This is a genomic window from Microvirga zambiensis WSM3693, from assembly GCF_016735695.1.
Taxonomy (GTDB): domain Bacteria; phylum Pseudomonadota; class Alphaproteobacteria; order Rhizobiales; family Beijerinckiaceae; genus Microvirga; species Microvirga zambiensis.
Genome location: NZ_JAERQD010000006.1, coordinates 149125 through 172718, shown reverse-complemented (window position 1 = coordinate 172718; position 23594 = coordinate 149125). Strand labels below are relative to the sequence as shown.

27 protein-coding genes and 1 tRNA gene are annotated in these 23594 nt (G+C 64.0%); 17 read left to right on the top strand and 11 right to left on the bottom strand.

Annotated features, from left to right (window positions below):
• Positions 1 to 6 precede the first annotated feature (6 nt).
• Entirely contained in the window at positions 7 to 291 is a 285-nt protein-coding gene (locus JKL46_RS07270) for a hypothetical protein (protein WP_201831333.1), read from the bottom strand.
• Positions 292 to 497: 206 nt separating this feature from the next.
• On the opposite strand from JKL46_RS07270, the gene JKL46_RS07265 reads away from it, so the two are divergent.
• From JKL46_RS07265 to JKL46_RS07245, 5 genes are all read left to right on the top strand, one after another.
• The gene (locus JKL46_RS07265; protein WP_201831331.1) at positions 498 to 836 is read left to right on the top strand and encodes a hypothetical protein; all 339 of its coding nucleotides are present in this window, start codon (positions 498 to 500) and stop codon (positions 834 to 836) included.
• A 258-nt stretch (positions 837 to 1094) separates the two neighbouring features.
• Positions 1095 to 1304: a cold-shock protein gene (locus JKL46_RS07260; protein WP_099509679.1), complete on the top strand. Its 210-nt coding sequence runs from the start codon at positions 1095 to 1097 to the stop codon at positions 1302 to 1304.
• Positions 1305 to 1389: 85 nt separating this feature from the next.
• On the top strand, positions 1390 to 1608 hold the full coding sequence (locus JKL46_RS07255) for a hypothetical protein (protein WP_201831330.1): 219 nt from the start codon (positions 1390 to 1392) through the stop codon (positions 1606 to 1608).
• A 61-nt stretch (positions 1609 to 1669) separates the two neighbouring features.
• Positions 1670 to 2584: a class I SAM-dependent methyltransferase gene (locus JKL46_RS07250; protein ID WP_201831329.1), complete on the top strand. Its 915-nt coding sequence runs from the start codon at positions 1670 to 1672 to the stop codon at positions 2582 to 2584.
• A complete protein-coding gene (locus JKL46_RS07245; RefSeq protein ID WP_201831328.1) occupies positions 2581 to 3330 on the top strand; it encodes a pseudouridine synthase in 750 nt (249 codons plus the stop codon). Before JKL46_RS07250 ends, JKL46_RS07245 begins: the two co-directional genes overlap by 4 nt.
• Before the next feature lie 16 nt (positions 3331 to 3346).
• Here JKL46_RS07245 and JKL46_RS07240 read toward each other — a convergent pair whose 3' ends face one another.
• On the bottom strand, positions 3347 to 3766 hold the full coding sequence (locus tag JKL46_RS07240) for a nuclear transport factor 2 family protein (protein ID WP_201831326.1): 420 nt from the start codon (positions 3764 to 3766) through the stop codon (positions 3347 to 3349).
• Positions 3767 to 4007: 241 nt separating this feature from the next.
• Here JKL46_RS07240 and JKL46_RS07235 point away from each other — a divergent pair, with 241 nt between their 5' ends.
• From JKL46_RS07235 to JKL46_RS07220, 4 genes are all read left to right on the top strand, one after another.
• On the top strand, positions 4008 to 4355 hold the full coding sequence (locus JKL46_RS07235; protein ID WP_201831324.1) for a hypothetical protein: 348 nt from the start codon (positions 4008 to 4010) through the stop codon (positions 4353 to 4355).
• A 138-nt stretch (positions 4356 to 4493) separates the two neighbouring features.
• Positions 4494 to 5174, top strand: coding sequence for a TerC family protein (locus JKL46_RS07230; RefSeq protein WP_201831323.1), 681 nt, complete (start codon positions 4494 to 4496; stop codon positions 5172 to 5174).
• A gap of 162 nt (positions 5175 to 5336) precedes the next feature.
• Positions 5337 to 5413: transfer RNA gene (locus JKL46_RS07225), tRNA-Arg, on the top strand.
• A gap of 363 nt (positions 5414 to 5776) precedes the next feature.
• Entirely contained in the window at positions 5777 to 6922 is a 1146-nt protein-coding gene (locus JKL46_RS07220; RefSeq protein ID WP_201831321.1) for a GNAT family N-acetyltransferase, read from the top strand.
• Between the two features lie 26 nt (positions 6923 to 6948).
• On the opposite strand, the gene JKL46_RS07215 is transcribed toward JKL46_RS07220, so the two are convergent.
• Positions 6949 to 7182, bottom strand: a complete 234-nt coding sequence (locus JKL46_RS07215; RefSeq protein WP_201831319.1) for a hypothetical protein — start codon at positions 7180 to 7182, stop codon at positions 6949 to 6951.
• Between the two features lie 230 nt (positions 7183 to 7412).
• On the opposite strand from JKL46_RS07215, the gene JKL46_RS07210 reads away from it, so the two are divergent.
• A complete protein-coding gene (locus tag JKL46_RS07210; RefSeq protein ID WP_201831317.1) occupies positions 7413 to 7760 on the top strand; it encodes a hypothetical protein in 348 nt (115 codons plus the stop codon).
• 51 nt (positions 7761 to 7811) lie between these two features.
• Here the strand turns inward: JKL46_RS07210 and JKL46_RS07205 are convergent, their stop codons facing one another.
• Positions 7812 to 8771, bottom strand: a complete 960-nt coding sequence (locus JKL46_RS07205) for an EamA family transporter (RefSeq protein ID WP_201831423.1) — start codon at positions 8769 to 8771, stop codon at positions 7812 to 7814.
• Positions 8772 to 9128: 357 nt separating this feature from the next.
• Between JKL46_RS07205 and JKL46_RS07200 the strand changes: the two genes are divergently transcribed.
• On the top strand, positions 9129 to 10553 hold the full coding sequence (locus JKL46_RS07200; protein WP_201831315.1) for a hypothetical protein: 1425 nt from the start codon (positions 9129 to 9131) through the stop codon (positions 10551 to 10553).
• A gap of 158 nt (positions 10554 to 10711) precedes the next feature.
• Here the strand turns inward: JKL46_RS07200 and JKL46_RS07195 are convergent, their stop codons facing one another.
• The gene (locus JKL46_RS07195) at positions 10712 to 10915 is read right to left on the bottom strand and encodes a hypothetical protein (RefSeq protein WP_201831314.1); all 204 of its coding nucleotides are present in this window, start codon (positions 10913 to 10915) and stop codon (positions 10712 to 10714) included.
• Positions 10916 to 11158: 243 nt separating this feature from the next.
• On the opposite strand from JKL46_RS07195, the gene JKL46_RS07190 reads away from it, so the two are divergent.
• Positions 11159 to 11491 carry a hypothetical protein gene (locus JKL46_RS07190; protein ID WP_201831313.1) on the top strand — a complete coding sequence of 111 codons (333 nt, stop codon included), beginning with the start codon at positions 11159 to 11161 and terminating at the stop codon, positions 11489 to 11491.
• Positions 11492 to 11609: 118 nt separating this feature from the next.
• The gene (locus tag JKL46_RS07185) at positions 11610 to 12062 is read left to right on the top strand and encodes a baeRF12 domain-containing protein (protein WP_343074028.1); all 453 of its coding nucleotides are present in this window, start codon (positions 11610 to 11612) and stop codon (positions 12060 to 12062) included.
• Between the two features lie 42 nt (positions 12063 to 12104).
• On the opposite strand, the gene JKL46_RS07180 is transcribed toward JKL46_RS07185, so the two are convergent.
• The 5 genes from JKL46_RS07180 to JKL46_RS07160 all read right to left on the bottom strand — a co-directional run bounded on the left by JKL46_RS07180 (position 12105) and on the right by JKL46_RS07160 (position 18115).
• Positions 12105 to 12302, bottom strand: a complete 198-nt coding sequence (locus JKL46_RS07180) for a hypothetical protein (RefSeq protein ID WP_201831311.1) — start codon at positions 12300 to 12302, stop codon at positions 12105 to 12107.
• Positions 12303 to 12373: 71 nt separating this feature from the next.
• Complete coding sequence (iolB, locus tag JKL46_RS07175) at positions 12374 to 13177, bottom strand: 5-deoxy-glucuronate isomerase (RefSeq protein WP_201831310.1); 804 nt, start codon at positions 13175 to 13177, stop codon at positions 12374 to 12376.
• Between the two features lie 12 nt (positions 13178 to 13189).
• Entirely contained in the window at positions 13190 to 14074 is an 885-nt protein-coding gene (gene iolE, locus JKL46_RS07170) for a myo-inosose-2 dehydratase (RefSeq protein WP_201831305.1), read from the bottom strand.
• A gap of 187 nt (positions 14075 to 14261) precedes the next feature.
• Positions 14262 to 16109, bottom strand: coding sequence for a 3D-(3,5/4)-trihydroxycyclohexane-1,2-dione acylhydrolase (decyclizing) (iolD, locus tag JKL46_RS07165; protein WP_201831304.1), 1848 nt, complete (start codon positions 16107 to 16109; stop codon positions 14262 to 14264).
• Positions 16110 to 16201: 92 nt separating this feature from the next.
• Entirely contained in the window at positions 16202 to 18115 is a 1914-nt protein-coding gene (locus JKL46_RS07160) for a bifunctional 5-dehydro-2-deoxygluconokinase/5-dehydro-2-deoxyphosphogluconate aldolase (RefSeq protein ID WP_201831299.1), read from the bottom strand.
• Between the two features lie 144 nt (positions 18116 to 18259).
• On the opposite strand from JKL46_RS07160, the gene iolG reads away from it, so the two are divergent.
• Entirely contained in the window at positions 18260 to 19249 is a 990-nt protein-coding gene (gene iolG, locus JKL46_RS07155) for an inositol 2-dehydrogenase (RefSeq protein ID WP_201831297.1), read from the top strand.
• 107 nt (positions 19250 to 19356) lie between these two features.
• On the opposite strand, the gene JKL46_RS07150 is transcribed toward iolG, so the two are convergent.
• Positions 19357 to 20220 carry a MurR/RpiR family transcriptional regulator gene (locus JKL46_RS07150; RefSeq protein ID WP_201831295.1) on the bottom strand — a complete coding sequence of 288 codons (864 nt, stop codon included), beginning with the start codon at positions 20218 to 20220 and terminating at the stop codon, positions 19357 to 19359.
• A 261-nt stretch (positions 20221 to 20481) separates the two neighbouring features.
• Here JKL46_RS07150 and JKL46_RS07145 point away from each other — a divergent pair, with 261 nt between their 5' ends.
• From JKL46_RS07145 to JKL46_RS07135, 3 genes are all read left to right on the top strand, one after another.
• A complete protein-coding gene (locus tag JKL46_RS07145) occupies positions 20482 to 21423 on the top strand; it encodes a substrate-binding domain-containing protein (protein ID WP_201831293.1) in 942 nt (313 codons plus the stop codon).
• Positions 21424 to 21497: 74 nt separating this feature from the next.
• The gene (locus JKL46_RS07140; RefSeq protein ID WP_246529192.1) at positions 21498 to 22640 is read left to right on the top strand and encodes an ABC transporter permease; all 1143 of its coding nucleotides are present in this window, start codon (positions 21498 to 21500) and stop codon (positions 22638 to 22640) included.
• Positions 22640 to 23425 (top strand): ATP-binding cassette domain-containing protein, encoded by a 786-nt coding sequence (locus tag JKL46_RS07135; RefSeq protein WP_201831291.1) that lies wholly within the window; start codon positions 22640 to 22642, stop codon positions 23423 to 23425. The genes JKL46_RS07140 and JKL46_RS07135 overlap by 1 nt, the downstream gene beginning before the upstream one ends.
• Positions 23426 to 23594 lie beyond the last annotated feature (169 nt).

Below are 23594 nucleotides of genomic sequence, written 5' to 3'. Positions count from 1 at the left end.
GGTCGCTCAGGTGCCCGAGTGGACGACGCGCAGGCGCGGGCGCGCGTTGCGGCTGTAGAACCTGATCTCGACGAAGTCTCCGTCCTCGGCTCCTTCGATGAGGCGATACCCGAACTGTTCCACGAGGGCGCGCATCTGCCCAAGATTCTCGCTCGAGATCCTGCGGGTGAACTCCATCAGATCCTGGCTCATCAGCGCCGCGACGATGCCGATCTCGACCCCCTGGTCGAAATCCGTATTCCGCGCCGGAAAACGAAGCCGCATACCCTCAGCGAGATGGATGTGGTGCATGGGATCCTGACAATTCACGCCTCTACAGGCGGCGTTTATCGGGCCTAAGTTCCTACCTGATGCTTAAAACGGGAGGGCGCGTGCAAAGCGTGGTTAACCTTTGGTGGATCTCGGGAAGGCAGCTTTGCATTAATCCGTTGCAGGCCGCCGGCCGCCCTCGGGAGCGGGCGGTGCGGTCTCATCACTCACATCAGGCGAGGCGCAGCATGAGGTACCTTTCGATCGGAACCGCACTGGCAGTCATTCTGCTGGGCTCAGCGGCCCAGGCGGCGGATGCAACCATGGTGACCAGGGCCGGCCTGTCGCCGCTTCAGCCAGGTCTCGCCATTTCCCGTCTGGCCGACGAGGGCCTGGGCTATTCCGTCCTGCACGACGTGCCGGGCGTTCCGCAGACCGCCTATCGCGTACATGTCACCTGCGCCATCGACGAGACCTTCGTGCAGACCTATTGCGCGACGCCGGCCTACGCTTCCTATTGCCCCAGGGCCCGGATCGTCTGTGCGGACGGCGTGGCGCAGGTGCGGGGGCTGCGCCTGAAGTACTGAGGCGACCTTCTCCGGCCGGCCGAGGTCCATCGTTTCGAGGGAGGATTTACCGCTTGTTTACGACACCGCCTTGTATTCGCCGTAAGCTGGCCCTAGATAGCACCTATCGACATTTGGCCGGACAATCGGGCCGTTACGCCTTGGACTACCGGGCGCACGTTCAGACACTCTTCCCAAACATCGACGAACCGAGTGTGAGGTCGTGCGAGAGCACGCCCTTTGCTCACGTGCATGTTAAGCCTAACCAAGGATATTCCAATGATTACTGGCACCGTTAAGTTCTACAACGATCAAAAAGGCTTCGGCTTCATTCAGCCGGACGATGGCAGCAAGGACGTGTTCGTCCACGCCACCGCTCTCGAGCGCGCCGGCATCCGCGGCCTTCGCGAAGGCCAGAAGGTTTCCTTCGACACGGCCGAGGACCGCCGCAGCGGCAAGGTCGCCGTCAACAACATCCAGACGGCCTGATACCTGTGAAACGGGCAGCTTTCCTTGCTGCCTTGCGAAGCCGCTCCCCGGAGCGGCTTCTTGCTTTTCCGAAAAGGAGGTTCCTGTGAGCCACAAATATGTCATGGGCCAGCTTGTGCATTCCGCTGCCGCCCATTTCGCAGATCGCACCAGCGGCACTTACGAGGTCGTTCGTCTGATGCCGGAGAACAGCAGCGGCGAACTGGGCTACAGGATCAGGGATACGGCGAGCGGCGCCCAGCGCGCGGTGGGAGAATCGGAGATTCGCGCCGTCGATACCAAGCAGGCCGCACAGGGCCATTGAGTCTTACCTTTCAGGCCACGGCATAATAAGAACCCTGGCTTTGAGCGTGGACTAAGTCACTTTGCAAGACACGAAACCAAGCGGCGTCTACGGGGCGCCACCGGCCGAACTGGCCCAGACACCGGAAGGGGCGACCCAGTTCTCCCCCCTGATTCCAGGCTCCGCCAGGCTGGAGGAACAGCCTGAAAAATCCCTTGGCGAGATCGCCGTATTGGCTCCGCCCGGCACCGTCGAGCGACGTTACGTGATCGCTCTGGCCCTGCGGACGCTTGCTCCCGGGGGCTCGCTGACCGTCCTGGCGCCGAAGGACAAGGGCGGCTCTCGGATCGCCAAGGAGCTCAAGGGCTTCGGCTGCGAGGTCAGCGAAACCTCCCGCCGGCACCACCGCATCTGCACCGTCATGCGGCCCTCCGAGCCGATCGGGACCGACGAGGCCATCGCCGAGGGCAGTCCCCGGCTCGACGCCGCGCTTGGCCTGTGGACCTGGCCCGGCGCCTTCAGCTGGAACCGCATCGATCCCGGCAGCGCTTTGCTCGAACAGAACCTGCCCCCGCTCTCCGGACGCGGGGCGGATTTCGGCTGCGGCATCGGCATCCTCGCCCGCACCATCCTGGCATCGCCCAAGGTCGAGAGCCTGGCACTGATCGACATCGACCGACGTGCCGTCGAGATGGCGGCGCGCAACCTGGACGATCCGCGGGCGCTGGTGCGATGGGCGGATCTGCGCAGCGGAACGGACCTGAAGGGCCTCGACTTCGTGGTGATGAACCCGCCCTTCCACGACGGCGGCGCCGAGGACCAGAGCCTGGGACAGGCCTTCATCCGCCGGGCCGCCGAGGCGCTCAGGCCGGGCGGCGTTCTCTGGCTCGTCGCCAACCGCCATCTGCCCTATGAGGCCGTGCTGAAATCCGCCTTCAAGCGCGTGACGCCGAAGACTGAGGCGGCCGGCTACAAGATTTACGAGGCCCAGAAATGAGCAAGGCTCCGACGCTCCGCCTCGACCGGCTGCTCGCCAATATGGGCTACGGCTCGCGCCGCGAGGTCCAGTCTCTCGTCGATGCCGGACTGGTGACCTTGGACGGAGCCGAGATCGAGGATGCCGACGGTCGCATCGCCGTGACCCGCGACCTGTCCGAGCGGATGCGGATCCGGGGCAAACCGCTCGATCCGCCGCCGGGCCTCGCGCTCATGCTGCACAAGCCCCTCGGCGTGACCTGTTCGCACAAGGAGGCTGGCCCTCTCGTCTATAGCCTGCTGCCGGAGCGCTGGCGCCGGCGCGATCCTGCGATCTCCACGATCGGCCGGCTCGACAAGGACACGTCGGGACTCCTGCTGATGACCGACGACGGCGCCCTGCTGCACAGGATCATCTCGCCGCGCTTCAAGATCTCCAAGCGCTACCGCGTCACCCTCGATCGCCCCTTGCGCGGCGACGAGGCGGCAATCTTCGCATCCGGCACCCTGATGCTCGACAACGAGGGCAAGCCGCTTCTGCCGGCGCAGCTGGAGGTGACGTCGAGCACCGGCGCCTTCCTGACCATCACGGAGGGGCGCTACCATCAGGTCAGGCGCATGTTCGCGGCGCTCGGCAACCACGTCACCGATCTGCATCGCGACCGCATCGGCACGCTTCCCCTGCCGGAGGACCTTGCACCGGGACAATATCGCCTGCTCGGCGAGGACGATCTCGCGCTTGTCTTGCCGCCGGCCAGGGGGGCCTGATTCCAAGGGAGGCTGATTACGGTGTCGCGGCAGCGATGAGCCGGGCGGTGTCGTAATACTCCTCGAAATCGACCACCTTGCCGTCCTGGAAGCGCCAGATATCGACCTTCCTGGTATCTGCTATCTTTCCCGTGCCTTTATTGCGCCAGATCGCCCGTCCGATCACGGCGACGCGGTCGTCCTGGGCGATGAAGTCGTTCATGCTGTGAGATATCATCTCCCAGTCGCGCATCAGGTCGTCGAGATAGGCCTGTACGCCGGACTTGGTGGTGCGGCGCGTCGTGAAGGGGACTTCTGGCGAACCTTCCGCCAGCGAGCCGAGGGAGACATCATCGGCGATGATGTTCATCCAGCATCCGCAATCGTTGCCTCGGGCATCGACCCATTGCGCATAGGCGTCTTTGAGAATTGCAACATGTTCGGTCTGGGCTGCCATGGAGCTCTCCTATGGAAAGCAAGCTTGAGCGAGTCGCCCGATCGGAATGGTGAAGGACAAGCTGCCGCCGGCCAATGTCTATTAAGATCTAGCGCAAAGCTGCGCGCTGAGGGTCGATCTTCTCTGCGGCAACATTCGGCACGATCATTCGACCGGCCGCGGTTGCCCTGAACCCTCCGGCCGGGGTAGGAGAAAGGGTGTCCGCTGCCGTGGAGCACCTTTCGCTCGGATGGACAGAGCCTTGGCCCGACCCCGCATTCATCGTTTCATCGCGCAGGCATTGCTCGGGCTGCTCCTTTTCGCGTGGCTTCCTGTCGCGGAGGGAGCAAGCTCCCCGTTCCTGAACGATCCCGCCCAAGTCCTCTCGCTGGCCGAACTGCCCGATGGGGCAGAAGCGGACGGTGAGGCTTGCGGCGACGCTTTCGAGGATGGCGACGGTGGTCTGGATCCTGCCCTCATTGGCTCGCCCTGTCGTCCGAGCGATGACCTCGCGAGGCAACGCCTGAACCTGAGCGTTCCAGGTGCGATCCTTATTGCCGGCCTGTCGGGCGTTCCGCACGCGACAGGTCCACCCAAGGCTTCCCTTTAAGCAGGCCCGCGGCTTCGCCCCAGGTCCTCGAAACGCCGCTGCGTGCCGGCAAGGCGCGCCCATTTTTCTGCCGAACCGCCGCATCCGCGCTTTGTTCCGGCTCACCGGCCTCGGCAATCTCAAATCAAGTTTTGCATCATGGAAGCTCTCCTCCCTCAAGCCCTCAAACTGCTCGGCATCATCTGGATCAACGTCATCCTGTCCGGAGACAATGCCGTCGTCATCGCGCTGGCCTGCCGCGGCCTGCCGGAAGACAAGCGCCGCATCGGCATGGTCCTCGGCGCCGGCGTCGCCGTCGGATTGCGGATCATCTTCACCGTGCTCGTTGCGGCGCTCCTGTCCACGCCCTTCCTCAAGATCATCGGCGGTCTCCTCCTCCTGTGGATCGCCGTAAAACTTCTGAGCGGCGACGACGACGAAGGGAACGTGAAAGAGACGGACCGTCTCTGGCATGCGGTCTGGACCGTCGTGGTCGCCGATGCGGTCATGAGCCTCGACAACGTTCTGGCCATCGCCGCGGTGGCGCAGGATTCCACCTTCCTGCTCGCCGTCGGGCTTGCCATCTCGATCCCGCTGATCGTCGCCGGCGCCGCCCTCATCATGGCGCTTCTCGACCGGATGCCCCTTCTCATCTGGGCCGGCGCCGCCCTGCTCGGCTGGGTGGCCGGCGAGATGCTGGTGTCCGATCCCTGGCTCGTCGAAAAGCTCGGCCAGGAACTCGGCCACAAAGCGGAGATCCCGACCGCCATCCTCGGCGCCGTCCTGGTGGTCGCCATCGGCTATATCTCGCGCCAGAGGGCGGCTGCCGACGAGGCGTGACGCTGCGACCGGGCCTGCCGCCTCACTTTCGAAGCGGCAGGCCCGGCGCCACGCCCGGTCCACCGGAAGATGGAAATGGGTGAGGTGCCTTAAACCAGGGCCGCCAGAGGTTGCTCTGGGGCGGGTAATCGGATAGGGAATGGATCAGGCTCATCGCCTCAAGCACCCGTAGCTCAGCTGGATAGAGCGTTGCCCTCCGAAGGCAAAGGTCACACGTTCGAATCGTGTCGGGTGCGCCATTCTTTTCCAAGAACCTCTAGGCCAAAGCCACGCTCCTTTTGCGGAGCGCCTTGCCGCGTGGCGGATTTCCGGCGCGGTTTCCGAGCAGCGATTCCCGTCAAGATGCCGGCATCCAGGCTGTCTCTGGCCGCGGGGAGAAGGCAGCTCGATGAGCCTTCGTGCGAGGCGCGCCGGATCATCTTAGCAATTTCGGATATGTCCATGAAAATTGAGGACATGCTTCGCGTCTAACCGAAGTGGTAGTGACATCTCCCAAAGAGAAATGGTTTTACGGCATGCCGCGCCCAAGAATAGAATTCGTGTGAGTTAGTCGATCGGTTCATTTCGGTCGAGATGAACTATGCTTTCATTGAAAAACTGGAATGGACATCGAATTGAGCTGGCATCTCAAGATAGAAGTCTTTCGCTCGCACGAGCTGCTACAGGCGGTATGGCGAGGTTTTCAAAACGAAGCCTGCTGCACGGCGTTCCAGACCTACGGCTGGATGTCCCTGCTTCTGGACAATGTCGGGACAGCCTTGTCCGCGACCCCGGCCATCGTTCTTGTAAGCAGCGAAGACGGTGCGCCTCTGATGCTGATTCCCCTGGTCGAGCGCCAGCAGGGAGCATTGCGGGTTCTCGAATTCATCGACTTCGGCATCTGCGACTACAATGCGCCTATCATCCGTCCGGACTTCGCGGCGGAACTTGACGGACAGGATTTCTCGCTGCTTTGGCAGCAGATTCTCGAACGCGTCGGCCGCGTTGACGCCGTGAACCTGCAGAAGATGCCATCCGTCATCGGAGAGGCGCGCAACCCCTTCACTCAACTGACTTGTTACGACGACCTCGTGGCATTCAACTGCCCTCTCAGCTCCGACTTCACGGATTACATGAAGACGCGGAGCAGCAACATGAACCGCGAGTTGCGGCGCGCCCGTCGGAAACTGGAAGCCATCGGGCCGGTCGAGCTGCGGGTGGCGTCCGATCCGGACGCGGCCGATGCCTTAATGCAATCCATCCTGGAGCATAAATCGGCCTGGTGCCGTGCGAACGGCGTCTGCGATCTGCTCGGTCAGCCGGCCTATACGGACTTCTATCGCACGCTTGCTCAGGAGGAAGTCGGCGGCATCGCCCATAGCTGTGCTCTCACGGTTGGCGATCGCATGATTGCCGGTGTTTTCGGACTTGTCTGGCGCGGTCGGTTTTATGGGCTGATTCAATGCAGCGATTTCGAGAGCTACAGAGCCTATTCCCCGGGAAGCCTGCTGCTCGCTGAAGTGATCCGCTGGAGCTGCGAAAACGGGATATCGCTTTTCGACTTCTCCATCGGCTCGGAATCCTACAAGGGCCGCTGGGCCGACGAGGAGGAGCAGCTCTACCAGCACGGGCAAGCCTTCAGTGTCAGGGGAAGGCTGATCGACATGCGCCGGCGCGCGCTGGCCGGGTTCAAGAGCAGGGCCCATCCCCAGCTTGTCGACGCCCTTCGAAATTTGCGGAACAAGGCTGGAGTGCAGTCTCAAAAATGAAAGTGACCGCCGGATCGCGAACCGCTCTAACGGCGTTCGGCGGATCGCAGCTTCCGGAGGTCGTCCAGATCGCTTGAACGGCTCTCATGCGCCTTGGCTTTGTCCGAGGCGCGCAGGTAACCCAGGCTTGCGGCCAGGAGCGCAGCCAGGCTCCCGCCAAACGGCATGCTGACGATGGCGACGGCTGCTCCATAGGGCCAGAGCAGCAGGCAGCTGACGATGCCGCCGACCAAAGCCGCAATCATGTAGATGACAATCACGCCGCGCTCTCTCTTAGGGACTACCTCAATCGCACCTTAGCGAATTTTGAGAAACTTTGAAGAGCGTCGGTCGAAGTGTCGCGGATCAGGTGCCGTAAGGGAAGATTCCACCCTTTATAGTCCGTGGCTACGACTGGCGAGAGCCTTTCCGCTTCAGCGCCGCCATATTAGATACTGCGACGATACAACAGAGTCTGTTGTCCTCTCCTCACAGGATCATCGTTGGCAGCATGATGATGCGACTGAAATCACTTCCTCTGGCGATGGCGGCCCTCTTTCTCGCGAATGTCGCCAATGCTCAGGTTCCCCAAAGTCACGACAAATGGCTCGAGCAGCAGCAGAAGTTCAACAAGCGGATCGAGGCCAGCAACAGGCGGGCGACCCGGAGCATCTGTGCGGATCTTTGCAAGGAGCAAAGGCGACCGACGAATGTCGAGATCGACGAGCTGTTCGAGCCGGCATCGACCTCGGCGACCCGTTATGAGCGGGCCCGCACGCCCTATGAGATGCAGCTGGAGAGCGAAGGCCTGCAGGATGAGGGCGAATTGGATGGCGCCGCCGGTCCGACCGTTCCTTAACATCCTCCAACCCCTCATAAGTTGAGGCATCTCTGTCGTTCACGTTGGCGGCTATGCAGCCCGGGCTGAGCGGGGTTTCGGCCTGATCGCGTTGGCGAGCACGAGGCCGGCGACGATGAAGGCTGCTCCGGCAAGGTCGTAGCCGTGCAGGCCTTCGCCGAGGAACAGATAGGCGAGGATCGCGACGAAGACCGTCTGCAGGTAGAGCAGCATGCTGGCGCGGCCGGCTCCGAGCGTCTCGACGCTGCGGTTGTAGAGGTAATACATCAGGGCGCCGCCCGGGCCGGCCACATAGGCAAGCGCCAAAAGGCCGTTGGCATGCAGCGAGGAGCGTTCGCCCGACAGCAGCTCCCACAGATAGAAGGGCAGGGCGGTCAGCGCGCCGGCGCCGAGCAGCAGCACGACCATGGGCAGGAGCTCGATGCCCAGTTTGGCGCGGCGCAGCAGAACGGTGTAGAGACCCCAGCAGATTGCGCTGCCGACGATCCACAACTCGCCAGCGCTGAACTGGAGCCGCATCAGGGCGGCAAGATCGCCGCGCGCGACGATCACAGCCATGCCGACCAGGGAGAGCAGCGCGCCGAGCGCCTTCCACGGTCCGAGCGGCTCGCCGAGCACGAAACGGGCAAGCACCATCGTCATGACCGGCGACAGCGCCATGATGATGCCGGCGGTGGTCGCGTCGGTGTGGCTGAGGCCGGTATAGATCATGCCCTGGCAGAGCGTCAGGCCGATGGTACCGATCATCAGCACTTCCAGCGCCCGTGACCGGAGAAGCGCGATCATCGCCCCGTGGTGACGATGCACGATCGGCAGCAGGATCGCGCAGGCGAGCGTCAGCCGCCAGAAGCAGAGCGCCCAGGGCGGCATCTCGGGAGCGGCCCACTTGGCGGCGATATACACGCCGGCCGAGAGGAGCCAGCACAGAACGGCTGTGAGATAGGCGGACGGAGCCGCGACGCTTGTGGTCCCCTTGCCCTCATCGGGGTGAGCTATCGGCAGAGATTGAATGTCCGTTCCCTCCGATCTTGCGGCGAGCTTAGCACGAGCGCGAGCTTCCGCGCATCGGCTGATAAAGCTGAAGATCTTGGAGTTGCGCGAATCATTCGACTAAAGTTTTTCCGCGGAACAACAATGAAATATCCAATAGTATTGCTCTCTACAGATGATAAAACCGTAGTTTACTTAGGGATTAAACCGAAGAGGTAATCCTTAAGAAGGTATAATTACTGATAAAATGGTAGGTTGTGTTCAGGGGGTACCAAGGAAGACCGATTACCGGAACCAATTCCTTTTAATATTCTTTGCTCAGCGAGACTTTCTTATCCGGGGTCTCCGGAAATTCCCATCTTGGCTCGGGAGTAAAGTATGAAGCGTACCCACAAGCTTGCCTTGGCAGGCGCAGCTACCCTTTTGTCGTCTGTCGCCGTTTTCACGGCCATCTCGAGTTCCATGGCCGCGCCGGCGAACAAGGCTCGCCCGGCCCGCGTGGCGCAGGTCTGCGTCCCCGCCGTGCCGAACCCGTCGGATTACACCAATTGCCGCCATGTTCGGGTCCGGGGTGTTGCGACATGCCGTTGCCAGATCGTTCAGCCGGCGCAGCGCCAGGTCCAGACGCCCCTGCAGCGCCAGAACCTCGCCGGGGCGGTCCTGGGCCTGGGCGCATACGGCCTGATCAACACCGATCGGCCGGGTGATCATGGCGGCCCGCGCGAAAGCTTCGCCTCGAACACCAACCCGGGCGGGACTGGCCCCACGACGCCGGGCGGCGGTTCGAGCGGAGGCGGCAATTCCGGAACCGGCGGCTCCGGCGGCGGTGGCCATTCGGACAACGCGCCGGGCAAGGGCAACAGCGGCTCCGGCGGCTCGAAGGGCGGCTCCTCTGGAACAGGCGGCTCCGGCGGTGCGCAGCCGGGCGGTTCGGCCCCAGGCGGAGGTACAAATCCCGGTGGCGGGACATCTCCGGGCGGCGGGACCAGCCCAGGCGGAGGGACCAGCCCGGGAGGAGGGACGAACCCAGGTGGCGGAACGAATCCTGGCGGTGGGACCAATCCAGGGGGCGGAACCAATCCCGGCGGCGGTGACGGCGGCAATCCGGGTGGCGGCACGAACCCGGGCGGTGGGACTCCCGGCGGAAACAATCCGGGCGGTGGCGGACACCACGGAGGCGGACACCATGGCGGTGGCGGTCATCACGGCGGTGGTGGTCATCACGGCGGTGGCCACGGTGGCGGTGGAGGTCATGGCGGCGGCGGTGGCCACAGCGGCGGCGGAGGCCATGGTGGCCACCACGGCGGCGGCTGGGGCGATGACGGCGGTGGCAAAGGCCATGGCGGTGGAGGCAAAGGTCACGGCGGCGGGAGAGGCGATCACGGCAACGATGGTCCCGGCCGCGGCGGCCATGAAGGCGGCGGCAAGGGCGGTCGTGGAGACCACGGAGGTCGCGGCGACGATGGCGGCCATGGCGGAGGAAAAGGTGGCGGCTACGGCGGTGGCGGCCAAAACGATGGCGGCAAAGGCGGCCGTGGGGATCGTGACAACGACGGTGGCCGGGATGATTCCGGTCACGGCGGCGGAAAGGGCTCCGGCGGCGATCGCGGCGGCAAGGGCGATGGCGGTAAGAGCGATGGCGGCCGTGGCGGCAACGACGGTGGCAAAGGCGGCCGCGGCGGCGATAGCAACGGCGGCGGCAAAGGTGGCAACGACGACGGCGGTAAAGGCGGTCGTGGGGGCGACAGCGACGGCGGTGGTAAGGGCGGCGGCGGAGGCCGGGGCGGCGACTCGAAGCGCTAAGATCTGATCCGCCTGCGTAACGCTAGCCCCGCCGGTCGACCGGCGGGGCTAGTGCATTTTTCAGAGCATCGGATTCAATGCAATCGCCGATGCAGGAGGGGCAGCGGACAATCTTGGCAGGTTTTCAATGAAGCGGCCCTCGGGGGCAGCGCGATGCGCTAGCTCGCAGAATTCCCGCCGACACTCGGGCAACTTGCCCGGTTTCGTGCAAGGTTCAGCTCCTGCCGACCCGTCTTCGTTTCCACTGCGCCCGGCAGAACGGCATGACGCATGTCGAGGCCGCTCTCCGCAGCCTGGCCGCGCGTTTTGCCGGGTGCGCTGATGGTGACGCGGTTTCCGGAAATGGGGTCGAGGATGGTCATCTTCGTCTTCTTTCGCTCGGCATGCAGCCGATGCCGCATTCGGGGAAGAAACGACCCTGTCCAAGTTCCGTTCGAGGAGCGCTGCCCGCGGTGTGCGCTCGAACACCAAGGGACGGCGAGGCATCGTTCTGAGCTCAATTCGTGAGGCTGCGCCGGTCCTATGCCGAGCTTGTGAAACCGGCTCCTGGAACGAAGCGGCCGATCATGACGTTGCTCGACCGTTGCGTTTCACCGGAGAGCGGTATGTTTTCTTCGCGTATTCTGAAGTCGTCTCTCGCGGCCTTGGCCCTGTGCGGCGCGGCTGCGGTCTCATCGATGCCATCGGTGCAGGCGAGCGAGCGGTCGGGGATCTGGAACGGCGGCTCCTACGCGAGCGCCCAATATGTGCGCGACAGAAACGTCTATCGCAACGGACGCAGGGTTTATGTCCGGGACCGCTATCGGTCTTCCTATCGCCATCGCTACGCTCCTCGTCGTGCCTATCCAAGGGTCTATGCTCCCAGTCGCGGCGCCTATTGGTATCCGGAGCGCCCGCGGCCCGGACGCACGGATCGGGCGCTCGAGGAGCGGCGGTAGCTCCTCATTCGCATCAACGGGTGCGATGGGCGACGAACGAGTGTCTGTGATATGATATGAATTGAATCACCGCCGACTCGATTGCCGAAGAATGCCTCCCGTCACAAGGAGCGTGACCGTGAGCAAACAGCTCAAGCTTTCCCATGACGCTTTGATTCTTGTCAGTGACGGCCGAAAGGCCCTTTTCCTGAAGAACGAGGGCAATGCCCTCCATCCGAACCTCCAGGTGGATCGGGTTCTCGAGGCTCCGGACAATCTGCCGACGCGCGAGCAGGGTACGGACAAGCCCGGACGGGCTGCCATGATGGACCAACGCAGCGCAGTCGAGCAGACCGACTGGCATGATCTCGCCGAGCGGAAATTCGCGGGAGAAGTGGCCGAGGCGCTCAACGCGGTCTGCTCGAATGGCGCGGTCAAGGATATTGTCGTGGCAGCACCTCCGCGCACCCTGGCCGAGCTTCGTAACCGATTCTCGGACGCCGTGAAGCGACGGATCGTGGCTGAGGTGAACAAGGACCTTACGAAGCACCCGGTCCATGAGATCGAGCGTCACCTGATGGCAAGCGCCTGAACCGCTAGAGCATCTGACGCGCGCCTCACGGGGGCCGCTGTTTTAGCGGTGCCACTTGATGTTGAGTGCGCTCGTCACGAGCCGGTCGATGAGAACCGGCGCGTCGGCGGCCATTCGCTCGATTCCCGTCACGGCCTGTCGCGTCATGCGCCCGTTCAGAAAGGCGTAATCCATCACGATCGCGCTCACGAGCGCGAGCACGGTCTTGAAGACGCGCGAGCCGAGATCGGACCAGGACATGGGGCCTCGTATAAGGAAACTCTGTTCGCCTCATGCCCGAAAGGCTCGAGCGGATCAAGGGACCGGCGGTCTCAGGCCTGTTTCAGCATCCATTCGTGATCCGGATCGTTGTGGAACTTCCAGATCCGCTTCGGCCCGGCCATCACGTTGAGATAGTAAAGCTCGTAGCCGTGCGGAGCGCCGACCGGGTGATAGCCTTTCGGCACCAGCACCACGTCCCCATTGGCAGCCGCCAGCGTTTCGTCGAGCGAGCGGTCATCCGTATAGACCCGCTGCAGGGCAAAGCCCGAGGGTGGGTTGAGGCGGTGATAGTAGGTCTCCTCCAAAAGCGACTCGTTCGGCAGCATGTCCCGGTCGTGCTTGTGCGGCGGATAGCTCGACCAATGGCCCGAGGGCGTGATGACCTCGACCACGAGAAGGCTTTCCGCGGGCTCCGACTCCGGCAGGATGTTGCGCACATGGCGCGTGTTCGTGCCCTTGCCGCGGGTTTCCTGACCGACCTGATCGGGGCCGATCACGCGGGCTGGCAGCTTGCCTTCGGCCGGCGCCGTGCACACCGCGATCTCGCAATCGGTCTCTGCCGTGAGCGACCATTCGGAGCGGGCGGGCGCATAGAGCGACCACGGGTCCGGCTCGAACGGCGAGTTGCGCCCGCCGATCGTGCCGAAATCCTGGCCCGAGGCCGAGACGCGCGCCTTTCCTGAGAGCAGCACGATGCAGGCCTCCCGGTCGCCCGTCGCCTGTCTCACACTCTGGCCGCTTCCGAGCCGGTAGACCTCGAAGCCCACATAGGTCCAGCCGGCGGATTGCGGCGTAATGGCGTGGATGCGCCCTTGTCCATCGGGCTTCGATGGTTTGACGAGGAGGTTCGACATCGTGAGCGCTCCTTAACGCAGGCCGGTTTCCGTGAGGTACCGGGTGAGATTGGCATAGCCCATCTTGGCATAGGTCAGCGGATGCGCCTTCTTCGGATCCTGCTCCGCCTCGATCACCACCCAGCCGCTATAGCCCGGCAGTTCCTTGAACACGGAGACGAAATCCACCATGCCGTCGCCCGGCACCGTGTAGACGCCTTCGATGACGGAATCGAGGAAGCTCCAGCCTTGCGCCTTCGACGTCTCCATCACGCTCTTGCGCACATCCTTGGTGTGCACGTGGCTGATGCGGCTGCGGTAGCGGCGGGCGAGCGCTGCGGGATCAGCACCGCCCCAGGTGGCGTGGCCGGTGTCGAGAAGGAGATGCACCGCCTCGCCCGTGGAGCGCATGAAGGCGTCGATATCGGCCTCCGATTCCACGATCGTGCCCATATGGTGGTGATAGACCACGCGCACGCCTTCCTGCAGGGTTCTCTCGGCGACGTCAGTGATGCGGCGCCCGAATTCGGCCCAGTCGCCATCCTTCATAACGGGGCGCTGCGAAAGCGGCTTCGAGCGGTCGCCATGGATGGCGTTCGAGGTCTCGGCGAAGACGAGCACGTTCGAGCCCATGGCCTTCAGGAGGTCGAGATGCGGGCGCAGGGCCTTCATCTCGGCATCCGCATCGCGCTTCAGGAGTTCGGCGGAGTACCAGCCGGAGACGCAAGCCAACCCGAAAGGCGCCAGTGCCTTTTTCAGCGCTTCCGGCTCGCGCGGAAACTTGTTGCCGAGCTCCATGCCCTCGAAGCCTGCTTCCTTGGCCTCGGCCAGGCACACCTCGAGCGGCGTCTCACCGCCGAGTTCCAGCATGTCGTCGTTGGACCAGCCGATGGGATTGGCCCCGATGCGGATCGTCATGTTCTGTTCCTTCTGTACTCTCTCGGTTTTTGAGTGTCGTACTCATAAGACCGCTGCTTCATCTCTACCCTCATCCTGAGGAGGGCCTTTAGGCCCGTCTCGAAGGAGGAACCAGTGATCTCTGGAACCTCCTTCGAGACGCCGCTTCGCGGCTCCTCAGGATGAGGTGATTTTCCATTTATTCTTGTTAATCGCCCACGCGCTGCGCGCTGAGGGCATCCTCGTAATTCTTGCGCGCCGTCGTCACCTGCTCGCGCACGGACACTTCCGGCACCGCCACATCCCACCAATGGCCGCCCGCATCGGTGGAGGCGAGCGGATCGGTGTCGATGACGATCACCGTGCTGCGCTCGGCGCTGCGTGCCTTCTTCAGCGCGTCTTCCAGCTCGCCGATGCCCTTCACCTTGATCGCCTGCGCACCGAGGCTTGCTGAATGGGCCGCAAAGTCGATATCGGGCAGCGTCACGTGGTTGGTGTGCTGCAGCAGGTTGTTGAAGCTCTCAGACCCGGTGGCGCGCTGCAGGCGGTTGATGCAGCCATAGCCGCGATTGTCGAGCAGCACCACGGTGAGCTTCTGGCCCAGCATCACGGAGGAGGCGAGCTCGGAATTCATCATGAGATAGGAGCCGTCACCCACCATCACGATCACTTCGCGCGAGGGATCGGCCATCTTCACGCCGAGCCCGCCGGCGATCTCGTAGCCCATGCAGGAATAGCCGTATTCCATATGGTAGCCGAGAGCCGTGCTCGCCTTCCAGTGCTTGTGCAACTCGCCCGGCAACCCGCCTGCGGCGCAGACCACCACGTCGGTCGGTTGCGAGTTGCGCTGCACTGCGCCGATCACCTGCGCATCGGAGGGCAGCTCCGCATTGGTCGGATCCGTGTAGCGGGCGGCTGTGTCGAACCAGCGCGACTTCTCCTCGCGCGCCTTCGCCGTCCACGCCTCCGGCGCCTTCCAGGTGCCGAGCGCGCGGCTCAGCTCCTCCAGGCCCGCACGTGCGTCGGCCACGATCGGCAATGCATTGTGCTTCGTCGCATCGAAGGTCTGCACGTTGAGGCCGACGATGCGGCGGTTCTGGTTCTTGAACAGGGCCCAGGAACCGGTGGTGAAATCCTGCAGGCGCGTGCCGACCGCGATCACCACATCGGCCTCTTCGGCCAGCGCATTGGCTGCACCCGTGCCGGTGACGCCGACGGCACCGAGATTGGCCGCGTGATCATGGGCCAGGCTCGATTTTCCCGCCTGCGTTTCACCGGCGAAGAGCCCATGCTTCTCTGCGAAGCTCGCGAGCGCCTTCTCCGCGTCGGAATAGAGCACGCCGCCGCCTGCGACGATGAAGGGCTTCTTCGCCTTGCGGATGAGGTCTGCGGCCTCCGCAAGTTCCGCCTCGTCGGGGCGGATGCGGCGCGGCGTCCAGATCTTTTCCGCAAAGAAGCTCTCCGGATAATCGTAGGCCTCGGCCTGCGTGTCCTGGCACAGGGCCAGCGTCACGGGTCCGCACTCGGCGGGGTCCGTGAGCACGGTCATGGCGCGCTGCAGCGCCGGGATGATCTGCTCGGGCCTGGAGATGCGGTCGAAATAGCGCGAGACGGGGCGGAAGCAGTCATTGGCCGAAACGGTGCCGTCGGAAAAACTCTCAACCTGCTGCAGCACCGGATCGGGTCTGCGGTTGGCGAAGACGTCGCCCGGCAAGAGCAGAACCGGCAGGCGGTTCACATGCGCCACCGCAGCGGCGGTCACCATGTTGGTGGCGCCGGGGCCGATGGAGGTGGTGCAGGCCATCATGCGCCGCCGGCGCGAGGCCTTGGCGAAGGCGATGGCCGCATGGGCCATGCCCTGCTCGTTGTGGCCGCGGAAGGTGGGAAGGGTCTCGCGCACGCCGTGCAACGCCTCGCCCATGCCGGCCACATTACCGTGGCCGAAGATCGCCCAGACGCCGCCGAAGAGCGGCAGGATCTTTCCGCCGATTTCAGTCTTCTGCGCCGTCAGGAAGCGGGCGACGGCTTGCGCCATGGTCAGCCGGATCGTGCTCATGCGTGTTCCTCTTAAAAATGGCGTCGCAGGGTTTTCAGGTTTTCCCGTTCATGGAAAGAGCGCGGAGCCCTTTGCAGGCTCCGCCCTTGGTATTAAGCCGCCTGCGGGCGGGCAGAGACCCGCTGCCAGGCATCGACGAGGCGCTGGAAGCGGGAGGCCATGTCCGTGATTGCGGCTTCATCGGTGATCTCTCCCTTGAGCCAGCGCCGCGCGGCATCGTTGAAGATCGTGCGGCCGACTGCGAAGCCCTTCACCTGCGGCTCCTTGGCGGCAGCAGCGAAGGCGGCTTCCAGTTCCGCTTCCGGCGCTTCGAGGCCGAGCAGCACGATGCCGCGGCAATAGGAGTCATTCCGCGTGATCACGGCGCCGATGGCGTGCCAGGCGGCCTCGTCCCGCTGCGGCTCGAGCTTCCACCAGTCGGGCTTGATGCCGAGATCGTAGAGGCGCTGCAGGATGCCCGCGACCGTGTCCACTTTCAGCGGGCCATGCTTGCCCGCGATGATCTCGACCAGCAATTCGCGGCCGATGCGGCGCGCGGCGTCGTGCAGGCGCAGCAGGTCGCGCTCCTGGCGCTCCTTCATGTCCGGCGGATCGTCCGGATGGTAGAAGCAAAGGCATTTGATGGTGTGGCCGACCGGCCATTCCACCAATTGCGCGCCGAGCGAGCCGCCGCCCTCGAAATCGAGCGGGCGCGAGCCCGGCAGCTCGACCGGGCGTCCGATCCAGAACGGATGATCGGCCGCGCGGAACAGAGCCTCGCGTCCATAGGTGCCGTCGATCAGCATGCCGAAGCCGGGGCGGCCGTCCGCCACTGTCGCGGCGGCCTTGACGGCCAGAACCTTGAAGTCGGGAATGCGTTCGACCGGCGCGCCGATTTCCTTCGCCATCGTTTCGAGCTGCATGCGGTGGTCGATGGCGAGCGCCATGAGTGTCTCGCTTTCCGGCCTGCGCGTCGTCGCCCAATGGATGTGGTTGATGTCCTCGTCGAAGCGCAGGGCCTTGTGGCGGCTGCCCGCTTTCAGGAAATGCTGCAGCTCGGGGAAGGTCGGAATCTCCGGCGAGCAGAGCAGGCGCGACACGGCGAACGCCCCGCTCGCGTTGGCATAGGCGCAGCAGGTCTCGAGCCTCTCACCTTTAAGCCATCCGCGCAGGAAGCCGGAGAGAAAGGCATCGCCCGCGCCCAGCACGTTGTAGACCTCGACCGGGAAGCCGGGACCCTTCACGCCGTCGTCGAGCGAAGCGGGAATCTCGGCCGGAAACACCACGCAGCCCATGGGGCCGCGCTTGCACACGATGGTCGCTTTCGAGATCGCACGGATGGCGCGGATCGCAGCCAACGTATCTTCCGAGCCGCCAGCGATATGCAGCTCTTCCTCCGTGCCGACGACGAGATCGCAATCCGCGAGAATGGGTTTGAGATGCTCCGTCACCGCATCGGAGCGCACATAGCGCGACTCGCCGGCGCCGTGGCCGAGAAGGCCCCAGAGGTTGGGGCGGTAATCCACATCGAACACCACCTTGCGGCCGTTCGCCTTCGCGATGCGAATCGCCTTCTTCTGTGCAGCGGCGGTCTTCTCGCGCGCGAAATGCGTGCCCGTGACGACGATGGCGGCGGCCGAGGCGATGAAGCTCTCGTCGATATCGGCTTCGTCGAGCGCCATGTCGGCGCAGTTGTCGCGGTAGAAGATCAGCGGAAAGGAATCCTCGTCGCGCACGCCGAGAATCACGAGGGCCGTGAGCCGCTCCCTGTCGGTGAGGATGCCTTTCGTCGAGACGCCCTCGCGCTCCATCTGCTCGCGGATGAAGCGGCCCATGGCCTCGTCGCCGACGCGGGTGACGAGGCCCGACTTCAGGCCGAGCCGCGCCGTGCCGATGGCGATGTTGGCCGGGCATCCGCCCACCGCCTTGGAGAAGGAGGCCATGTCCTCCAGCCGCCCGCCGACCTGCTGACCGTAGAGATCGACCGAGGAGCGACCGATGGTGATGACATCCAGGGCTGGCTTCATGCTATTCCTCCCGCTGCCGGTCTTCATCGACCGTGTGAGAGCCCATTGGCCCTTGCAGTTATAGAACGTTTATTCTATTAGCAGCTTACGTTGGAATATCAATTCTAAATTTCACCGTAGCCGGCAAAGAATCAGAGAGGAAACATGATCAGGATCGCCGTTCTGGGCGCGGGCCGAATCGGCCGCATTCACGGGCGCAACGCCGCCAACCATCCGGATGCCCGCCTCGTGGCGGTGGCCGATCCGCATGCGCCCTCCGCGCAGGAGCTTGCCGCTGCGACAGGCGCCGAAGTGGCCTCCCTGGAGGAGATCGTCGAGCGCTCGGATGTGGACGCGATCCTCGTCTGCACGCCGACGACGACCCATGCCGACCTGATCGAGCGCGGCGCGCGCGCCGGCAAGGCGGTGTTCTGCGAGAAGCCGGTCGATCTGTCGAGCGCGCGCATCGAGACCTGCCTCGCCACGGTGGAGAAGGCGGGCACGCCGCTGATGATCGGCTTCAACCGCCGCTTCGACCCGAACTTCGCGAGCCTTCGTCGCCGCCTTGCCGACGGCGAGGTCGGCGAGGTCGAGATCGTCACCATCCTGTCGCGCGATCCCGGCCCGCCGCCGGTGAGCTACATCGCCACCTCCGGCGGCCTTTTTCGCGACATGATGATCCACGATCTCGACATGGCCCGCTTCCTGCTCCTCGGCGATGAGCCGGTGGAGGTGCACGCGGTCGGCTCCTCCCTCGTCGATCCGGCCATCGGCCAGGCCGGCGATGTCGACACCGCCGCCGTGATGCTGAAGACGGCCAAGGGAAGGATCGTGCAGATCTCCAATTCCCGCCGCGCCACCTACGGCTACGACCAGCGTATCGAAGTGCACGGCTCGAAGGGCATGATCCGCGCCGGCAACATCCACCGCACGACGGTGGAAGTGGCGAACGCCTCCGGCATCGCCGCAGACCCGGTGCAGGACTTCTTCCTGGAGCGCTACGCGGAAGCCTATCGCGAGGAACTCTCCACGTTCCTCAACGCCGTCCGCGACGGCAAGCCGTGCAACCCGACCGGCCGTGATGGACTCATGGCGCAGCGCCTGGCGGACGCAGCGACGGAATCGGCGCAAAGCGGAAAGCCGGTGCGGGTTTGACCTTTTACGTCATCACCGGCCTTGTGCCGGTGATCCCGATAAAGGCTTAGCGCTTCTCAGGATTGGGATGGCCGGGACAAGCCCGGCCATGACGGTTGGTGGCAGGCTTATCCCTCCGCCCGCTTCTCCGCCGTGCCCACTGCCAGCGCCATCGCGAGCGCGAACGACGCGGAGAGCGAGCGGAAGGCGCCGAAATCGGCTTCGGCCACTTCGAGCCAGACATCGGCATTGGTCACCAGCGGGCTGAAGGCCGAATCGGTGATCGCGACCACCGGCACGTCGCGCTGCGCCGCCGCCGCAGCGAGATCGGCGGTGACCGGTGCATAGGGCGTGAAGCTGATGGCAAGCACCGCATCGCGTTTCGAGGCGATGGCGAGCTGCTCGGGGCCGAGCTGGCCGACATGGTCGATGAGGATCGCGCGCATTCCGAGCTTGCCGAAAGCGTAGGCGCAATAGGCGATCACGGGAAACACCCGGCGTGCGCCGAGCAGATAGACCGTATCGGCCTTGGCGAGCGTCTCGATGGCGCGCGACAATTCCTCCGGGCGCACCGAAGCCTGCATCCGCTCGAGCGAGACGGATGCGGCATTGGTGAAGCCTTCGAGCAGGGAGGCCGCATGCACGTGATGCCCCTCCGCATCGCGCAGGCCTTTCAGCCGCTCGCGATAATCGGGAAAGCGCTCGCGCAGGCGATCGCGAAAAATCTGCTGCAGATGGGAGAAGCCGTCATAGCCGAGGCTTTTGGCGAAGCGCACCAGGGTGGAAGGCTGCACGCCCGCATGCTCGGCGATTCCCGCTACGGTGCCGAAGGCCACATCTTCGGGATGCTCCAGGGCGAAGGCGGCAATCTGTTTCAGGCGCTTGGGCATGGCCTCGCGGCGGTTGAGCAGGAGCGTGCGCAGTCCGTCATAATCCTCGGGCACTCCGACCGCGACCGCCTCTGCGCTGCCCATATCGTCCTCTGCTTCCATTCGACCGGTCCCATGCCATCGGATCGGGCCTTGACCCGATCCTACAAAAATGGAATAAAAATTCCAATATAGAAACAAAAAAGGTTCTGACGTTCCGTTTTGACGGACGATCGGATCGGCAGAGGGAACGCTGTACGGACGGTGATTCGCCCTTCGGCTCATTTGTTTTCTCTCTGCCCGGTGAGGCAAGCGGCAATGCCGCTTACGTCCGTCGCTGCCAACAGGCTGCGATAGGAGAGTGGAATCAAAGGGAGGAAGAGCATGAAATCGTTCATTACCGGTCTGGCAGCCGCAGCAGCCCTGACCCTTGCCGTCGCCGTGCCGGCCGCTGCACAGCAGAATACCCGCATCATCGTCGTCAGCCACGGCCAGGCCAACGATCCGTTCTGGTCGGTGGTGAAGAACGGCGTCGCCGCCGGCGGCCAGGACATGAAGGTCCAGGTCGATTACCGGGCGCCCGAAACCTTCGACATGGTCGCCATGGCCCAGCTCATCGATGCCGCCGTGAACCAGAAGCCGGCAGGTCTCATCGTCTCCATTCCGGATTCCTCGGCGCTCGGTCCGTCGATCCAGAAGGCGGTGGCCGCCGGCATCCCGGTGATCTCCATGAATTCCGGTTCCGACGTGTCGAAGAAGCTCGGCGCGCTGCTTCATGTGGGCCAGGACGAGATCGAAGCCGGGCGCATCGCCGGCGCGAAGCTGAAGGAATTGGGCGGCAAGGTCGGCCTGTGCGTGAACCAGGAGGTCGGCAACGTCTCGCTCGACCTGCGCTGCAAGGGCTTCGGTGAAGGCTTCGGCGGCAAGGTGACGGTGCTCCCCGTCACGAACGATCCGGCTGATATCCGCGCCAAGGTGAAGGCGGCGGTTGCGGCGGACGCTTCCATCGACACGATCCTCGCGCTCGGCGCCGGCACGGCCGGCGAGCCGTCGGTTGCGGCCGTGAAGGAGGCCGGAAAGACGGGCGCTATCCGCGTCGCCACGTTCGACATGTCGGCCGGCTTCCTCAAGTCGGTAGCGAGCGGCGAGGCGGTCTTCGCCATCGACCAGCAGCAATACCTGCAAGGCTACCTGCCCGTGGTGTTCCTGGCGAACTACGCCAAGTACGGCCTGATGCCCGGCGGCAACGTGCCTTCCGGCCCGAATCTGATCACGAAGGAAAAGGCTGCCCAAGTGATCGATCTGTCTGCCAAGGGCATTCGCTAAAGCGCTCATCGGAGCCCGCGGCCGTGCAGGTTGCGGGCTCCTTCTTTTTCACGGATCCATTCGGGGAGGCGCTCATGGTCAACACCACCCAGCCGACCGCCAATCTCGCACCGGCTACGGCCGTCAAGGCAATTCAGGACGAGCGCCTGCGGGAGGTCTCCCTTCTGACGAAGATCATGCGGCGCCCCGAGCTCGGCGCCCTGGCCGGCCTCGTCCTGGTCACGATCTTCTTCCTCTCCACCGCGGATGCCTCGATGTTCACGCTCGCGGGCATCATGAACATCCTCTCGCCGGCCTCGCAGCTCGGCATTCTCGCCATCGCCGCGGCGCTGCTGATGATCGGCGGCGAGTTCGACCTTTCCATCGGCTCCATGGTGGCCTTCACCGGCCTCGTTTTCGGCGGCTTCATTACGCTCAGCGGCTGGCCTCTGCTCGTCGCCATCGCCGCGACCTTCGTCGTCGCGGCCGTTCTCGGCGGGATCAACGGGCAGATGGTGATCCGCACCAGGCTTCCCTCCTTCATCGTCACGCTCGCCTTCCTGTTCATCCTGCGCGGCCTCTCCCTCGTCGGACTGAAATGGGCGACCGGCGGCTCGACACAGATGCGCGGCATCGGCGATCAGGCGGGCGAAGGTCTCATCCGCGAACTCTTCTCGGGCGTTGCCTTCGAAGGGGTGTTCTCCTGGCTCGCAGCGCATGACATCATCGCCAAGTTCCCGAATGGCACGCCGACGGTCACGGGAGTGCCGATCTCCATCGTCTGGTTCATTCTCTTCGCGCTTGCCGCCACGTGGCTTCTCTTACGCACGCGCGCCGGCAACTGGATTTTTGCCGCCGGCGGCGATGCCAATGCGGCGCGCAATTCCGGCGTGCCGGTGGACCGGGTGAAGACGGCGCTCTTCATGCTCACCGCCGCTGCCGCCGCGCTCGTCGCCATCCTCACGGTGCTCGATGCCGGTTCGACCGATGCGCGGCGCGGCTTCCAGAAGGAGTTCGAGGCCATCATCGCTGCCGTGATCGGCGGCTGCCTGCTCACCGGCGGCTACGGCTCTGCCATCGGCGCCTTCTTCGGCGCCATCATCTTCGGCATGGTCTCCATCGGCCTCACCTATACGCGCTTCGATTCCGACTGGTTCCAGGTTTTCCTGGGCGCCATGCTGCTGCTCGCGGTGCTGTTCAACAACTTCATCCGCCGCAAGGTGACGGGAGAGCGCTGATGGACACGACTGCTCCGCTCATCGATATCCGCAACCTCGTCAAGCATTTCGGCTCGGTGATCGCGCTCTCGGGCGTATCGCTTGCCGTCAACCGCAGCGAGGTCATGTGCCTGCTCGGCGACAACGGCGCCGGCAAGTCGACGCTGATCAAGACGCTCGCAGGCGTGCACAAGCCGACGTCGGGCGAGTTCCTGGTCGAGGGCCAGCCGGTGGCGTTCGCCAGCCCGCGCGATGCGCTCGATGCTGGCATCGCGACGGTCTATCAGGATCTCGCGATGATCCCGCTCATGTCGGTCACGCGCAACTTCTTCATGGGTCGCGAGCCGGTGAAGGGAATCTGGCCCTTCCGCAATGTGGATTTCGATCATTGCGACGAGGTGACCCGCGAGGAGATGCACAAGATCGGCATCGACGTGCGCGATCCGCATCAGGCCGTCGGTACGCTCTCCGGCGGCGAGCGGCAATGCGTGGCGATCGCACGGGCCGTCTATTTCGGCGCCAAGGTGTTGATTCTCGACGAGCCGACCTCCGCGCTCGGCGTTGCACAGACCTCGATGGTCTTGAAATACATTCACCAGGTGCGGAGCAAGGGCCTCGGCGTGATCTTCATCACGCATAATGTGCGCCACGCCTATGCGGTCGGCGACCGTTTCACCGTGCTCAACCGCGGCAAGACGCTCGGAACCTACAAGAAGTCCGAGATTCAGATCGAGGAGCTGCAGAACCTCATGGCCGGCGGCAAGGAATTGCAGGCGGTGTCGGAGGAATTGGGCGGGATGGTGTGACAGCGAGAGCTGCCTGTCTTAGATGGACAAGCTTTAGATGTCATGGCCGGGCTTGTCCCGGCCATCCCGATGTTTTGAAACGCCACGTCTTTCCGATCGAGATCACCGGCACAAGGCCGGTGATGACGAAGAGTTGAGTTTCCGGCCAGATTCTCTGGATGAGGATCAA

Bases quoted from the DNA above. Each gene is read 5' to 3' on its own strand.
- JKL46_RS07260 (WP_099509679.1), top strand. From the start codon at position 1,095: ATGATTACTGGCACCGTTAAGTTCTACAACGATCAAAAAGGCTTCGGC.
- iolE (WP_201831305.1), bottom strand. From the start codon at position 14,074: ATGACGATCCGCATCGGGGCCAATCCCATCGGCTGGTCCAACGACGAC.
- JKL46_RS07210 (WP_201831317.1), top strand. From the start codon at position 7,413: ATGATGATGCGACTGAAATCACTTCCTCTGGCGATGGCGGCCCTCTTT.
- JKL46_RS07200 (WP_201831315.1), top strand. From the start codon at position 9,129: ATGAAGCGTACCCACAAGCTTGCCTTGGCAGGCGCAGCTACCCTTTTG.
- JKL46_RS07265 (WP_201831331.1), top strand. From the start codon at position 498: ATGAGGTACCTTTCGATCGGAACCGCACTGGCAGTCATTCTGCTGGGC.
- JKL46_RS07150 (WP_201831295.1), bottom strand. From the start codon at position 20,220: ATGGAAGCAGAGGACGATATGGGCAGCGCAGAGGCGGTCGCGGTCGGA.
- JKL46_RS07140 (WP_246529192.1), top strand. From the start codon at position 21,498: ATGGTCAACACCACCCAGCCGACCGCCAATCTCGCACCGGCTACGGCC.
- JKL46_RS07270 (WP_201831333.1), bottom strand. From the start codon at position 291: ATGCACCACATCCATCTCGCTGAGGGTATGCGGCTTCGTTTTCCGGCG.
- JKL46_RS07240 (WP_201831326.1), bottom strand. From the start codon at position 3,766: ATGGCAGCCCAGACCGAACATGTTGCAATTCTCAAAGACGCCTATGCG.
- JKL46_RS07230 (WP_201831323.1), top strand. From the start codon at position 4,494: ATGGAAGCTCTCCTCCCTCAAGCCCTCAAACTGCTCGGCATCATCTGG.
- JKL46_RS07245 (WP_201831328.1), top strand. From the start codon at position 2,581: ATGAGCAAGGCTCCGACGCTCCGCCTCGACCGGCTGCTCGCCAATATG.
- JKL46_RS07195 (WP_201831314.1), bottom strand. From the start codon at position 10,915: ATGACCATCCTCGACCCCATTTCCGGAAACCGCGTCACCATCAGCGCA.
- JKL46_RS07180 (WP_201831311.1), bottom strand. From the start codon at position 12,302: ATGTCCTGGTCCGATCTCGGCTCGCGCGTCTTCAAGACCGTGCTCGCG.
- JKL46_RS07135 (WP_201831291.1), top strand. From the start codon at position 22,640: ATGGACACGACTGCTCCGCTCATCGATATCCGCAACCTCGTCAAGCAT.
- JKL46_RS07145 (WP_201831293.1), top strand. From the start codon at position 20,482: ATGAAATCGTTCATTACCGGTCTGGCAGCCGCAGCAGCCCTGACCCTT.
- JKL46_RS07190 (WP_201831313.1), top strand. From the start codon at position 11,159: ATGTTTTCTTCGCGTATTCTGAAGTCGTCTCTCGCGGCCTTGGCCCTG.
- JKL46_RS07160 (WP_201831299.1), bottom strand. From the start codon at position 18,115: ATGAAGCCAGCCCTGGATGTCATCACCATCGGTCGCTCCTCGGTCGAT.
- iolB (WP_201831310.1), bottom strand. From the start codon at position 13,177: ATGTCGAACCTCCTCGTCAAACCATCGAAGCCCGATGGACAAGGGCGC.
- JKL46_RS07220 (WP_201831321.1), top strand. From the start codon at position 5,777: ATGGACATCGAATTGAGCTGGCATCTCAAGATAGAAGTCTTTCGCTCG.
- iolD (WP_201831304.1), bottom strand. From the start codon at position 16,109: ATGAGCACGATCCGGCTGACCATGGCGCAAGCCGTCGCCCGCTTCCTG.
- iolG (WP_201831297.1), top strand. From the start codon at position 18,260: ATGATCAGGATCGCCGTTCTGGGCGCGGGCCGAATCGGCCGCATTCAC.